The 13705-nt window shown below is 66.8% G+C and carries 14 protein-coding genes; 8 read left to right on the forward strand and 6 right to left on the reverse strand.

The annotated features are described in order from the left end of the window. Nucleotides 1-4: 4 nt before the first annotated feature. Both A6M56_RS04010 and A6M56_RS04015 read right to left on the reverse strand, forming a co-directional pair. Nucleotides 5-334, reverse strand: coding sequence for a DUF2322 family protein (locus A6M56_RS04010; protein WP_045218842.1), 330 nt, complete (start codon nt 332-334; stop codon nt 5-7). 65 nt (nt 335-399) lie between these two features. Beyond that, the gene (locus A6M56_RS04015; RefSeq protein WP_045218840.1) at nt 400-798 is read right to left on the reverse strand and encodes a DUF1801 domain-containing protein; all 399 of its coding nucleotides are present in this window, start codon (nt 796-798) and stop codon (nt 400-402) included. Between the two features lie 450 nt (nt 799-1248). Here A6M56_RS04015 and A6M56_RS04020 point away from each other — a divergent pair, with 450 nt between their 5' ends. The 5 genes from A6M56_RS04020 (at nt 1249) to A6M56_RS04040 (ending at nt 5718) form a co-directional block, all read left to right on the forward strand. Beyond that, nucleotides 1249-3633 carry a HAMP domain-containing protein gene (locus A6M56_RS04020; protein WP_045218837.1) on the forward strand — a complete coding sequence of 795 codons (2385 nt, stop codon included), beginning with the start codon at nt 1249-1251 and terminating at the stop codon, nt 3631-3633. Then, nucleotides 3633-4355, forward strand: a complete 723-nt coding sequence (locus A6M56_RS04025) for a methyl-accepting chemotaxis protein (protein ID WP_045218836.1) — start codon at nt 3633-3635, stop codon at nt 4353-4355. Before A6M56_RS04020 ends, A6M56_RS04025 begins: the two co-directional genes overlap by 1 nt. After that, nucleotides 4352-4891 carry a hypothetical protein gene (locus A6M56_RS04030; protein WP_102079462.1) on the forward strand — a complete coding sequence of 180 codons (540 nt, stop codon included), beginning with the start codon at nt 4352-4354 and terminating at the stop codon, nt 4889-4891. The genes A6M56_RS04025 and A6M56_RS04030 overlap by 4 nt, the downstream gene beginning before the upstream one ends. Nucleotides 4892-4910: 19 nt before the next feature. After that, nucleotides 4911-5276 carry a response regulator gene (locus A6M56_RS04035; protein WP_102079231.1) on the forward strand — a complete coding sequence of 122 codons (366 nt, stop codon included), beginning with the start codon at nt 4911-4913 and terminating at the stop codon, nt 5274-5276. Nucleotides 5277-5385: 109 nt separating this feature from the next. Then, nucleotides 5386-5718 carry a hypothetical protein gene (locus tag A6M56_RS04040; protein ID WP_045218832.1) on the forward strand — a complete coding sequence of 111 codons (333 nt, stop codon included), beginning with the start codon at nt 5386-5388 and terminating at the stop codon, nt 5716-5718. 10 nt (nt 5719-5728) lie between these two features. Here A6M56_RS04040 and A6M56_RS04045 read toward each other — a convergent pair whose 3' ends face one another. The 4 genes from A6M56_RS04045 to A6M56_RS04060 form a co-directional block, all read right to left on the reverse strand. Next, complete coding sequence (locus A6M56_RS04045) at nt 5729-6193, reverse strand: cupin domain-containing protein (protein WP_238587554.1); 465 nt, start codon at nt 6191-6193, stop codon at nt 5729-5731. A 103-nt stretch (nt 6194-6296) separates the two neighbouring features. After that, entirely contained in the window at nt 6297-7157 is an 861-nt protein-coding gene (locus A6M56_RS04050) for a class I SAM-dependent methyltransferase (RefSeq protein WP_102079232.1), read from the reverse strand. Nucleotides 7158-7165: 8 nt separating this feature from the next. Beyond that, nucleotides 7166-7843, reverse strand: a complete 678-nt coding sequence (locus A6M56_RS04055; protein ID WP_102079463.1) for a glutathione S-transferase — start codon at nt 7841-7843, stop codon at nt 7166-7168. A 61-nt stretch (nt 7844-7904) separates the two neighbouring features. Continuing rightward, nucleotides 7905-8867 (reverse strand): GlxA family transcriptional regulator, encoded by a 963-nt coding sequence (locus A6M56_RS04060; RefSeq protein WP_045218828.1) that lies wholly within the window; start codon nt 8865-8867, stop codon nt 7905-7907. 87 nt (nt 8868-8954) lie between these two features. Between A6M56_RS04060 and A6M56_RS04065 the strand changes: the two genes are divergently transcribed. The 3 genes from A6M56_RS04065 (at nt 8955) to A6M56_RS04075 (ending at nt 13593) form a co-directional block, all read left to right on the forward strand. Further along, complete coding sequence (locus tag A6M56_RS04065; RefSeq protein WP_045220315.1) at nt 8955-10247, forward strand: MFS transporter; 1293 nt, start codon at nt 8955-8957, stop codon at nt 10245-10247. Between the two features lie 229 nt (nt 10248-10476). Then, nucleotides 10477-12024 carry a methyl-accepting chemotaxis protein gene (locus A6M56_RS04070; RefSeq protein ID WP_045218825.1) on the forward strand — a complete coding sequence of 516 codons (1548 nt, stop codon included), beginning with the start codon at nt 10477-10479 and terminating at the stop codon, nt 12022-12024. Between the two features lie 132 nt (nt 12025-12156). Then, the gene (locus A6M56_RS04075) at nt 12157-13593 is read left to right on the forward strand and encodes a M20/M25/M40 family metallo-hydrolase (protein WP_102079233.1); all 1437 of its coding nucleotides are present in this window, start codon (nt 12157-12159) and stop codon (nt 13591-13593) included. Nucleotides 13594-13705 lie beyond the last annotated feature (112 nt).

Here is a 13705-nt window from a genome sequence, read left to right on the forward strand (position 1 = left end):
GGCGTCAGGCCTTGACGACGTGGATGCGCAGGGCCGGTGCACCCGCCGCGATGGCGAGCAGGCGGTCGACGTTTGGGTGCGCGCCCGGGCGGTTTCGCGCGTCGGCGGTGTGCTCGGCAAACACGGCCAGTCCGTGCTCGGCTGCCTGCGCGTCGAGCTGGCCGAACGTCTGCTGCAGGTAGTGATACACCGCGAGCGACCCCTGCTTGCCGGGCTTGTTCTCGATGTCGGCCACCACGGCGCCCTGGCCGTCGATCAGATCGATGCGCTCGATGCCGTCAATGGCGGGCAGCTGGGCGAGGTTGTCCTTGAAGACGGGGGTGGGCTGGATCACTGCAATGGCTCCGTTGGTTGATCAGGCGGGCCGTATGTTAGCGGCTCGGCCCGGCCAACGCGAGCCTAGCGGCGGGTCTTGGACTGGTTGACCGCAACGGCCGCCAGGATGAGCGCCTTCAGCGCCTTCTCGTTGACCTTGTCGCCCTCCCGGAAGTCGATCGCGCGGCGCGCATTGCCTTCCAGGCTCGCATTGAACAGGCCCGCCGGGTCCGGCACGGACGCGCCCTTCGGAAACGTCATCTTCACCGCCTGCTTGTAGACCTCGCCGGTGCAGATGATGCCGTCGTGCGACCACACGGGCACGCTCCATTTCCATTCTTCGACCACCTCCGGGTCGGCCGCATGGATGAGCGCACGCAGGCGGGCAAGCATCGCCCCGCGCCAGTCGCCGAGCTCCGCGATGCGGGCATCGATCAATTCGGATGCGGGCACGGCGCTGTCGGGCGCGCTGTTCTTGGTCATGACGCTGGCTCCGTAATGGATGTATCCGCAGAGCATTCTGGCAGGAACGCAGCCGGGCGGCCACTGTGCGCGTCTGCGCCGCGCCCGCGTGCAGCCGCCGGTTTCTCCGGAATGGGAAACCTGAGAAATGCATTTTTGCTGGATTTGAAATTCCAGCAATAAAAATCGAGCTTAAAAAGCCGCGCACTTTTAACGGCGGCAACGCGAGAAACTTTAGCTGCTTGCTGAAATTCCCCACGTGAGTAGGGTGCAAGCGCCGGTTTGCCGCCAAGCCAAGCACGGTAAGGATGTCGGTATGCAATGCCTGCGCATTGCAATAGCCGGATGATGAATATGGGAGTCATCGATTGGTCATCTTTCGACTTCAATAATTGCGCCTCCGATGTTCAGGAAATCAACGGGCGTGTACCTCGCTTTCAGGCGGGGCGATTGAATCGAGAGAATTGAAAAATGACTATTCGTCAGCGGATTACGTTGCTGGTCGTGCTGATGTTCATTGCACTGGCGGCCATTGGCGGCTATGCCGTCTACCAGACGCGCAGCGGCGCCGCAGAGGTGCGCAAGGTGACCGAGGGCGTGGTGCCGAGTGCGCTGGCATCGGCCGATCTGGTGGCGCTCGTCAAGGACGTGCAACTGGCCACGATGACGCTCGTGTATGCGCCCGACGGCAACATCGTTGCGCAGGCCCGGGGCGATCTGCAGGCCAAGGAGGCCGCGCTGCGCGCTGCGTTGCAGGTGCAGGCCACACGCGCCAACAGCCATGCCCAGGCAGGCCTGGTTGCACAGGCCAAGGAAGCCGTCGACAGCTATGTCGAGGCAATCGGGCAGACCACCGACATGAAGCTCGCGGGCAAGAACGAGTTGGCGCAGGCCTTCCTGTTTGCCAACGTGGCGAGCTACCGCGACGTGCTGGAGAAGATCGTCGAGACGCTGCGCATCGAGAAGAACCGCGAGAAGGACGCAGCCATCACCGTGCTCAACGGCAAGCTCGCCACCACGGCCACTGCCATTGGCGCGGTGAGCGGCATTGCCATCGTGGTGCTGACGGCCATCGGCATGCTGCTGTACCGGCAGATCACCCGGCCGCTGACGCGCATGCAGGCCGAGATGAGCGAGATCGCCGCCAGCCAGGATTTCACGCGCCGTGTGCCTGTGGGCCGCATGGATGAAATCGGCCATTCGGTCGTCGCATTCAACCGGATGATCGAGAAGATCCAGGAGAACGCCGCGCTGCTCAAGCAGAAGACGGCCGATATCCAGGCGATGCTGCAGAACATGCAGCAGGGCATCCTGACCGTGGTGGGCAGCGGCACGGTGCACGAGGAGTACTCCATCTATCTCGAATCGATCTTCGAGACGCAGGACATTGCCGGGCGCAGCCTCATGGCGCTCGTCTTTGCCGACACCAACCTCGGCACCGATGCGCTGTCGCAGGTGGAGGCGGCCGTGGACGCGTGCCTGGGGCAGGACATCATCAACTTCGCGTTCAACCAGCACTTGCTGGCCACCGAAGTCGAGAAGCGCATGCCCGATGGCCGTGTGAAGACGCTCGACCTGTCGTGGTCGGCCATTACCGACGACAGCGACACGATCCTGCGCCTGATGCTGTGCGTGCGCGACGTGACCGAACTGCGCAAGCTGGCCGCTGAAGCGAGCGAGCAGCGCCGCAACCTGGAGATCATCGGCGAGATCCTCGCGGTCAGCCAGGAGAAGTTCCAGCACTTCATCGAGAGCTCCACGAGCTTCGTGCACGAGAACGAGCGCATCATCCGCCAGTACTCGCAGGCCGACAGCGCCGCCATTGCCGCGCTCTTCCGCAACATGCACACCATCAAGGGCAACGCGCGCACGTACAACCTGCAGTACTTGACCAACGTGGTGCACGAAACGGAGCAGACCTACCATGCGCTGCGCGAGCCGGGCAGCGAGCACGCGTGGGACCAGGATTGGCTGATGGCGGAGCTGACGCGCGTGCGCGAGGCCATCGAGAACTACGCACGCATCAACGAGGTGAAGCTCGGCCGCAAGTCGGAACCGGCACACGGCGCGGCCGCACACGCCGCACCAGCGGTCCTGGCGCGCATTCACGAGAGCCTGCGGGCACTGGAAGCGGCCAACCCGGCCAGCCTCGATGAACTGGCCGCCATGCGCGAGACGGTGTACCAGCAATTGCGCCTGGCAGACAGCGAGACTCTTGGCGAGTTGCTGGGCAGCACGCTGCAGTCGCTGCCCTCGCTTGCGCGCGAGCTTGGCAAGGAGCCCGTCCGCGTGCGCATCGACGACAACGGTTACCGCATGCGGACCGCGGCGCGCGGCGTGTTGCAGAACGTGTTCACCCATCTGCTGCGCAACGCCGTCGACCACGGCATCGAAACCGCCGACGTGCGCATGGCACAAGGCAAGCCCGCCGCCGGCTCCCTCGACATCGAGGTGGGCGTCGACCGGGGCATGCTGCAGATCACGCTGTGCGACGACGGCCGCGGCCTTGCACTCGATCGCATCCGCGCGATTGCCGTGGAGCGCGGCTGGATCGGACCGGACGATCGGCCCAGCGACGAAGACATCGCGCAGTACATCCTCCGCCCGGGGTTCTCCACGGCCGACGAGGTGACGGCTGTGTCGGGCCGGGGGGTCGGCATGGACGCGGTGCAGGAATTCCTGCGCCGCGAGCAGGGCCGCATCGAGTTGCGTTTCACCGACGACCGCAGGGGCGCGGCATTCCGCCCGTTCCAGATGGTCATCTGCCTGCCCGAGCGATTGGCGGTGGACAGCGTGCATGCCGCCGTTGGCCCGGCCGGTGCCACGCGTGTGGCCGAGGATCAGGAAGCATCGTGATGGAATCGACCATGCTGGCCGCGCTGGCGGCGGGGATCGTGCTGGGCGCGGTGACGTGGTTCGTGCAGCAGCGTCGCGTGAACGCGCTGGCGAGCAGCTTGCGCGATGCGCAGCAGCAGGCCTCCGAGTTGTCGGAAGCCGTCGCCAGGCAAACCGCCATCGCGCAGCGGCACGCGAACGAGGTTGCCGCGCTGGAGACCTCCGTCGCGCAGATGCGCGATGCCGCGGCAGACCAGCTGGAAGTCATCGAGCAGTTGCGCACGGAGCTGCAGTCGGCCGCGCACGCCAAGTCGCAGTTGGCCGACCGCGCCCGACGGATTGCGCAGGAGGCAGCGCGCCTGCGCGGCCTGGCGCTCACGTTCGAGCGCTGGCACGAGCAGATGATTTCGCTGATGGAGCAGAACCACGACATGCATGCCAAGAACCAGGAGCTGCAGTCGATCGTGCGGCACGTGGTGATCGTGTCGCTCAATGCGTCCATCGAGGCCGCGCGTGCGGGCCAGGCGGGGCGCGGCTTTGCCGTAGTCGCCAGCGAGGTCCGCACGCTGGCGGCGCGCTCGGAGGAACTCTCGAAGAGCTACCGCGACAGCCTGCACCTGAACGACCTCACCACCACCGCCACGTTCCAGGACATCCAGGCGGGCGGCAAGATGATCACCGCATCGCTGTCGAGCGTCGAGGCGCTGGCCAGCGCGTTTGAATCGTGGACGGACCGCACGTGATCGGCACCAACGCACAGGACAGCCTGGACCGCATCTTCCGCAAGGCGGCGCGCACGCGGCTCGTACTGCACGCAGAAGACGCATGCAGCGTGGCCGTGGCCGCCGCCTCGGATGACGATGCCGTTGCAGGCGAGCAGGCCGTCCTGCTGACCATCTCGTCGGTGGCGTTCCGGTTGCTGCTGGTGCTGCGCTTCGATGCATCGGAGCCCACGCGCCGGTACTTCACCGGCGAAGGCAACGGGCGCCCGTTTGACGAAGCGTGCATGGAGATCGCCAACCTGTGCTGCGGCGCGATCAACCAGGAGCTGCTGCAGGCGTTTCCGGACCTCGGCATGTCGACGCCGTATGCGGTGAGTGCGCGTTGCGTGTCGTATCTCGATGTGCTCAAGCCCGGCTATGTAGCGTCGTATGCGGTCACCATCAACGGCGACGTGCGCGTGGCGGCGACCGTTTGCGTGTGCGCGCATGCACCGCTCGATTTCGTGGCCGACGTACGTGACGAGGTGCAGCCCAGCGGCGAGCTGGAACTGTTCTGACGAAAAAGGAGAGAAGACGATGACAAGGATCCTGGTGGTCGACGATTCGAGCACCGTGCGTGACGAGGTGGCCGGTTTTCTGAAGAAGCACGGCCTCGCCGTGGATACCGCCGTGGACGGCAAGGACGGCCTGGCCAAGATCAAGGCCAACCCCGGCGTGAAGCTCGTCATCAGCGACGTCAACATGCCGAACATGGACGGCCTCACGATGGTGGAAAAGGTGCGCGGTGAACTCGGCAACAACACGGTCAACGTCATCATGCTGACCACCGAAAGCAGCACCGCCATGAAAGACCGCGGCCGGGCGGCCGGGGTGAAAGGCTGGATCGTCAAGCCGTTCAAGGGTGAGGCGGTGCTGGAGACGTTCAAGAAGCTGGCGAGCTGACACGCGGCACCGGGGTGCGCCATCGTCGACTCGATGCCGGCGGGCGTGGCGCGCACGTGTTTTTGGCGCCAAACTTGCTTGACCGAGGCCGTGGGCTGAAGGAGTCGTCATGCAAGAGCTCGCCTTTCGCACCCTGCTGTACCGCTACTTCTTCTTCGGCTGGCTGTTCAAGGACGCCAGCCGCGGCAACCTGTTCGAGCGGTCGGCCGCGTGGCGCTTCAACAAGGCACATGCGCACTGGCTGCTCGCCTACATGCGACGATGGGCGTGGTGCGGGCTGCTGTGCTATGCGCTGGGCGGCGCGCTGGAACTGGGGCTCGGCACGCCGCGCCTGTCGGTGCTGTTCTACGTGCCGAGCGCGCTCAGCGTGCCTGTGAACGTGGTGATCGCGGTGCTGTGGATCGGACTCAAGGCGCTGCCCGGGCCGCTGCGCGATCAGTAGCGCGCGGCGCTCAGTTCTTTGCCACGGGTACCAGGTCGAAGCGGTCGGCCTGATACTGGAACAGCAGGCAGTCCTCCCCCTTTTCGCAGCCGCTGTAATGCGGCATGCCGGCGGGCAGCTGATAGAACGAGCCCGCCGGATACGCCACGCGCTTGCCGTCGATCACGGCGTAGAACGTTCCCTTGAGCACCACCGTCGGCAGGTTCTGCGTATGCACGTGGTACGGATTGCCCTTGCCGGCCGGGAAGATGACGAACGCTTCGTACGGCCCCTTGCCGGTGATGCTGCCGCGCACGTCGGCCACCTGGATGCCGCCGGTGTCCGGCAACTCGCGCCACTGCAGCCTGGCGGTCGGAAACGACACGAGCGGCAGCGGCACGACACTTTGCTCGGCGGCATGGCCGGCCTGGGCGACGAGTGAGCCGAGCAAGGCCGCGGCAACGAGTGCGCCGGTACGTCGGGGGGTCAACATCATGGGTTTCTCCTGAAAGGGCTGTGGAAGTCGGGCCAGTCTAGGAGAGGCGCCCCGCCGCGAGAATCCGCGCACGCACACAGCGCCTGTGCGCGGGCTGCACGGATCAGACCGTTGCGATCAGCAGTTCTTCGGCATTGCGTGGCGGGCGCAGGCCATCGGCGCGGCCGGCAAAGTAGCGCGCCGTCAATGCGTCTGCCGAGATGTGCTGCGCCTCGCGCAAGCCGTTGTCCCGCGCGAGCGCGAGCATCTCGGCCGGGGTGAAGAAGCTGATGAAGGGCGTGCCGCTCGCACGCGCGCCTTTCTCGGCCATCTCAAGCCCTGGGCGGACATCCGGGTCCGCCATCTCCAGCGGCAGCAGGAACGTCATGGCAAAGATCGAGCCCGGCGCCAGCGATGCCACTTGCCGCAGCGTGGCCGCATTCGTTTCCTTGGTCAGGTACATGCTCACGCCGGTCGATACCACGACGGCGGGCTTGCCGGCATCGAAGCCCGCATCGACCAGGGCGTCCTGCCACGATTGCCGCGCCTCGAAATCCACCGGCACGAAGCGCAGCCAGTCCGGAACGCCATAGCCGAGTTCCATCAGGCGCCGGCGCTTCCAGGCCTGCGGGCCGGGCGGGTCCACTTCAAACACCGTCATGCGCGAGGCCACGTCGGGCCGGCGCTGCGCAAAGCTGTCCAGCCCCGCCCCCAGGATCACGTACTGGCGCAACCCGTGCGCCGCGTGTTCGATGACGAGGTCCTCGATGAACCGCGCACGCGCCACGATGGACGCGCGAAACGGCCGCGTGAACTGGGGGTGCATGTCGCCGCGCTGCTGCCAGCCCGGTTCAGGCGCGAGCAGCTTCAGGCCCACCTCGTCTTCCAGCACGTGGGGCGCAGCGTCGCTCTGCACGTGCAACGCGCGCCACAACGCGACGCGGGCGGCGGTGCTGTCGGGGGCGGCATCGTGTGTGTCGTTCATGGCAAGGATCACTCCATCCGGTCGGTCGACGGCTCGTAGTCGGGAAACACCGCGAAGGCCTGCACGGGCTGCTTTGTCATGCACACCGCGAACAGGCGGCTGGCGAGCCACCCCGCCAGCCACGCTTGCACGGCGGGCAGCGGCTGGCCCGCGAACCAATCGGGCTGCACCGCCGCAAACTGCCGCACGAACGGGAAGATCGCCAGGTCGGCCGCACACGGCTGCGCCCCGCCCAGATACCGCTGATGCTGCAAGCGCGATTCCAGCGGCGCCAGCAGGGCCTCAACGGCCTGTGCGCGCACCGTCTCGCGCGGGGCGGCTTCGTTTGGATAGCGCTCGGGGTATTTGTAGCGATCGAGCAGGCGCTTGAACTCGCCGTCGTTGGTGCGCAGCAGCGCGAGGTTGTCGTCGGCCTGGGCGCGGCGCCACCAGCCTTGCGCGTCGTCCGGCTCGAAGGCCCAGCGCATGATGTCCAGGCTTTCTTCCAGCACGGTGCCGTCGGGCAGGCGCAGCACCGGCACGGTGCCTTTGGGCGACAGCGCAAGCAGCTCGGCCGGCTTGTCGCGCATCACGATCTCGAAGGTCTGGAACCGGCGGTGGGCTTGCAGCATCGCCAGGCGGGCGCGCATCGCATAGGGGCAGCGGCGATAGCTGTAGAGCAGGGGCAGGGTGGCGTCGGCGGACATCGTGATGGCGGTGCAGGACATTCGGGCGCGTCAGGGTAACGGAATCGGGGCTGCGGCGCTGCTACGCGACCAGGCGCGCATGCCCGGCGCGGCCTGAGCGCCGCACGGACTGCGGCGGCTGGCCGAACACGCGGATGAACGCGCGCCGCATGCGTTCCGGATCAGCAAAGCCGACCGCGCGCGCCACCTGCTCCAGCGATTCGTCGCCCGCCTCTACGCGCGGGCGCGCGGCTTCTGCACGCAGTTTTTCGATGGCCTTGGCGGGCGTCTGCCCCGTCTCGGCCACGAAGGCGCGGTCGAACTGGCGGCGGCTCAGGTGCGCGACCTCTGCCAGGCGGTCGACATCGAGCGCTTCATGCAGGTGCTCGCGTGCATAGCTCAGCGCCCGGGCGATGCGGCTCGATGCCGGATCCAGCTCCAGCAGCGCCGAGAACTGCGATTGCCCGCCCGGGCGCCGGTGATACACCACCAATTCGCGTGCCACCGCGCGCGATACGTCGACACCCAGGTCGTCTTCGATGAGCGCCAGCGCCAGGTCGATGCCCGACGAGATCCCTGCCGACGTCCACACCGGCCCATCGTGGATGAAGATATGGTCGCTCTGCACCTGCACGCGCGGATAGCGCCGCTGCAGCAACGCCGCCATGCGCCAGTGCGTGGTCGCGCGGCGGCCGTCGAGCAGCCCCGCCGCCGCCAGGGCAAACGCGCCGGAGCACACGCTGGTCATGCGCCGCGAGTGCCGCGCCGCTTCCTGCACGAAGGCGATCAGCCGGGCAGAAAACGCATCTTCGCGCGGGCCGTTGCCGCCCGAGATGACCAGCGTGTCGAAGGCCGGGTCGTCCAGCGGCTGCGTCTGCATGACGAGGCCCGGTGCGCTCTGCACCTGCGCGCCCCCTTCGGACACGACATCAATCCGATACGCCGGTTGCGCAGCGAGCCGGTTCGCCACGTCAAAGGCCGTCAGCGGGCCGGTGAAGTCGAGCAGGCTGCAGCCGGGAAACACCAGAAAACCGATTCTGCGCATGATGGCTTGAAATGAGGGAATAACGTCATTCAAGACGGATGTTGCTCCGCCATGCTGACGCTGTCAAACGCACTCCTGGAGCACACCATGACGACAGCAGTCTGTTCCCCGGCCGCCGAAGGCGAGGTTTCACGCCATCACCGCTGGAAGGTGCTCGGCGTGGGCGTGGCGGCCAACGCGAGTTTTTCGGCGGCGTTCTCAGGCATCCCGACGACGGCCGTGTTCATGCGCTCTGCGTATCACCTGGGCAATGCGGAGCTGGGCGTCGCGCTGGGGGCGCTGGGGCTGGGCATTGCCGTCAGCGAACTGCCATGGGGCCTGCTGACCGACCGCTGGGGCGACCGCACGGTGCTGCTCGCGGGGCTCGGCCTGACCGCGCTGGCGTTGCTCGTGATGGCGTGCTGCGCGGTGCCGCTGCATGGCAGCGCGCCGCCCCTGGCGTGGCTGGTGGCGGGCATGCTGAGCGTCGGGCTGCTGGGCGGCAGCGTGAACGGCTCCAGCGGCCGCGCGGTCATGGGCTGGTTTCGCGAAGGGGAGCGCGGGCTCGCCATGAGCATCCGCCAGACTGCCGTGCCGCTGGGTGGCGGCATTGGCGCGCTGGTGTTGCCGGGCCTGGCCGCGCATGCCGGCTTTGGCGCGGTCTACGGCGGGCTGGCCGCGGCCTGCGCTGTGACGGCGGTGCTGACGTGGCTGTGGGTGCACGAGGCGCCCGGCATCGCGCAGGCCAGCATGGCTGGGGCCGGCGAAGCGGCCGGCGCCGCACCGTTGCGCGATCCGGTGCTGTGGCGCATGGCGCTGGCCATTGGCCTGCTGTGCGTACCGCAGGGCGCGGTGGTGGCGTTTGCCACGGTGTTCCTGCGCGATTTCGCGCATGCCGGCGTCCTCACGCTGAGCCTGACGATGGCCTCGGTGCAGGGCGGTGCGGCCGTCATGCGCGTCTGGAGCGGCCGCTGGACCGATCGGCACGGCAATCGCCGCGCATATCTGCTGACCTGCGCCCGCTGGAGTGCGGCGCTGTTTGTCGCGCTGGCCGGGGTGGCCTGGATGACGTGGGCGTGGTCGATGGACCTGACGGTCATGCGCGTGGCGCTGGTGGCGGTCATCGTGGCCGGCGGCATCTGTGTGTCGGCGTGGCATGGTGTCGGCTACACGGAACTGGCGACGCTGGCCGGCGCGCAGCGGGCGGGCACCGCGCTGGGCCTGGGAAACACGGGGGCGTTTGCGGCGCTCGGCCTCACGTCGTTGTGCCTGCCGCAGCTGCTGGCGTGGTCGTCATGGCCGGTCGTGTGGCTCGTGGCGGCGGGTAGCGCGCTGCTGGCCTGGCGGGTGCTGCCGGCGGTGCAGCCGCGCTCCGCCGGTGGTCGTATGCCGCGCTCGTGATTTCACGCGCCGGTGTTCGGAACCTGCGTGCAGTTCTGAATTTCGTTTCAAGCCAGCCCTTGCGGGGCAAGGCCTTGCGGGGCGCAAGGCCGTGCCCCGCAGGCAGCCAGGGGCCACAGATCGGTTAAAGCTCTCTGAGAATCTGTCGTTAGCTTCGTTTATATCAAACGGGTGCTTCCAGCACACCGGGCAACACCCCCGCTTTCCCATCGAGTAGTGCACGGCAGATATGAAGACGCTTTCCATCAAGGCCCGGCTTGCGCTGGTGCTGTTCGTTCTCGCTGTATTCCTTGCAGGCGTTGGCGCGCTGGGGCTATACGGCAACCTGCGCTCGAACGCGGCGCTCAAGGAAACCTACGCCAACCAGCTCGCGTCCACGCGGGCGCTCGGCCAGGCGGTGTCGCGGCTGGTGCAGGCACGCACGGCGCTCGACCGCGCCGTCTATGAAAGCGACGACGCGAAGATCGCCGACCTGGTGAAGGCCGCTCGCGCGCAGATCGCCGCCAGCGACGAGGGGTGGAAGGCCTACAACGCCCTGCCGTTCGCCACGCCGGAAGAGGAGCAGACCGCCACCGAGGCCAAGCGTCTGCGCGACACGTTCTTTCGCGAAGGCATGGAGCCGGTCCTGGCCGCCTTCGACCGCCACGACTACGCGGCAGCGCGCCCGCTGGTCCTGGACAAGCTGTACGAACTGTTTGTGCCGTATGCGGTGAAGGCGGACCGTCTGAACGCCATCCAGGCCGAGATTGCGGCCTCGGCGTACAACAACGCGCAGTCGTTCTTCAACCGCCTCGTCTGGATGTTCCTGATCGTGATTGCGGTGGGGCTGGCGCTGGCGGCGGGGTGCTATGTCGTGCTCTCGCGTGCCATTTCGCGCCCGCTGGAGGAGATGCTCGCGCATTTCCGCGAGATCTCCAGCGGTAACCTGACGACTGACATCCGCGTCCACTCGCGTGACGAGATGGGCGTGCTGATGGAAGGGCTGCAGCAGATGCAAGCCAAGCTCAAGGAGACCGTGGTGACGGTGCGCCGGGGCAGCGAGTCGATCGCTTCGGCCACCCAGCAGATCGCGGCGGGCAACACGAACCTGTCGCAGCGCACCGAGGAGCAGGCCAGCTCGCTGGAAGAAACCGCGTCGAGCATGGAAGAGCTCACGAGCATCGTCAAGCAGAACGCCGACAACGCCCGCCAGGCCAGCACGCTCGCGGTGAGCGCATCGGAGATCGCCGTGCAGGGCGGTGCCGTGGTGCAGGACGTGGTCAATACGATGGGCGAGATCAGCGAGTCGTCGCGCAAGATCACCGACATCATTGCCGTGATCGAGGGCATCGCGTTCCAGACCAACATCCTGGCGCTGAACGCCGCCGTGGAAGCCGCGCGTGCGGGTGAACAGGGCCGCGGCTTTGCCGTGGTGGCCGGTGAAGTGCGCACGCTCGCCCAGCGCAGCGCGGGCGCGGCGAAGGAGATCAAGTCGTTGATCGAGGATTCCGCCGCGCGCGTGGAGTCGGGCTCCACGCTGGTGGCGCGTGCCGGCAAGACGATGGAAGAGATCGTCGTGGCCGTGAAGCGCGTGACCGACATCATGGGCGAGATCAGCGCGGGCTCGGCCGAACAGAGCAGCGGCATCGAGCAGATCAACGAAGCCGTCACGCAGATGGACGACGTGACGCAGCAGAACGCCGCGCTGGTCGAGCAAGCTGCCGCCGCCGCGCAGGCACTGGAAGAACAGGCCGACGAACTGCGCCGGGCGGTGGCGGTGTTCCGCGTGGCCATGTAGCGCACGGCGGCACAGCACTGCGATTGCTCCGGCAGCGAAGCGGCTGCGGCGGGGCTACACTGCGGGGTCGGCCTTCGGGTCGACCCCGCTTTTTGTTCGATGCGGCCCCCATAACGATTATCCGGAGGTGTCATGCGTTTCCAGTGTCGTCGTGTTCCCGTTCAAGCCTTGGTGTCTGCTGCCGTGCTTGCATGCAGCGCCGGAGCCTTCGCCCAGACCATTCCCGCCAGCAAGCCTGCGCCCACCTCGCTCACGCCCGAGCAGCAGCGCTATCACGACATCTACAAGGAGCTGGTCGAGATCAACACGACGCATTCGGCCGGTGACACCACCCAGGCCGCGCATGCCATGGAAAAGCGCCTGCGCGAGGCCGGCTTTGCGGCCGGCGACATGCAGGTGATCGAGCCCTTCCCGAAGAAGGGCAACCTCGTGCTGCGCTGGAAGGGCACCGGCGCCAAGAAGCCGATGCTGCTGCTCGCTCACATCGACGTGGTGGAGGCCAAGCGTGAAGACTGGAAGACCGATCCGTTCAAGCTGCAGGAAACCGACGGCTACTTCACCGCGCGTGGCGCCATTGACGACAAGGCGATGGCGTCGGCCTTCGTGTCGGTGCTGGGCCAGCTCAAACAGGAAGGCTTCAAGCCCTCGCGCGACATCATCCTCGCGCTGACCACCGACGAGGAGCGCGGCGACGTGCCGAGCAACGGCGCGTACTGGATCGTCAACAACAAGCCCGAGCTGGTGAAGGCGGAGTTCGGCATCAACGAAGGCGGCGGTGGCGAGCTGCGCAACGGCAAACCGGTGCTGCACCGCATCCAGGTGGCCGAGAAGATGTACACGACGTACGAGCTGGAGGTGCGCGACGTAGGCGGACACAGCTCGGTGCCGACCAAGACGAACCCGATCTATGCGCTGTCGGCCGCGCTGGACAGGCTGGGGGCGTATCAGTTTCCCGTCAGGCTGGCGGACGTGACGCAGACCTACTTTGCGCGCAGCGCACCGCTGGCGACGGGGCAACTGGCGCAAGACATGCGTGCCGTCGGCACCGGCAAGCCGGACCAGGCGGCCATCGACCGGCTTTCCGCCAATCCGTTCTACAACGCGCAGCTGCGCACCACGTGCGTGGCGACGATGGTCAACGCGGGCCATGCCGAGAACGCGCTGCCGCAGTCGGCCAAGGCGACGGTCAATTGCCGCATCCTGCCGCACGATGATCCTGCCGATATCGACCGCCAGCTCAAGCAGGTGCTGGGCAACGACAAGATCAGCGTGCGCTATGTCAACAAGCCGCTGGCGAGCCCCGCCTCGCCGCTCAATGGCGATCTGGTGAAGACGGTGGAGGCGCTCACGCAGCAGATGTGGGGCGTGCCGGTGATCCCGGCGATGAGCACGGGCGCGACGGACAGCCGCTTCATGCGCAATGCGGGGATTCCGATGTATGGGGTGTCCGGGTTGTTTACGGAGCCGGCGGATCTGCGCACGCACGGGCTGGATGAGCGGATCGAGATTGCGCGGTTGTACGACGGGAGGGAGTTTCTTTATCGGCTGGTGAAGCAGTTGGCTGAGTAAATTGTTGGGCGCGGCTTGTTCGTGCTGGTTTTTGTTGGGTTTCGGCCCCTGGCGGGGCCGACTTACTTTCTTTGTCTTGCCAAAGAAAGCAAGCAAAGAAAGGCGCGCCCGA

Origin of the sequence: Ralstonia sp. RL (assembly GCF_001683835.1) — a bacterium.
Lineage (GTDB): Bacteria > Pseudomonadota > Gammaproteobacteria > Burkholderiales > Burkholderiaceae > Ralstonia > Ralstonia mannitolilytica.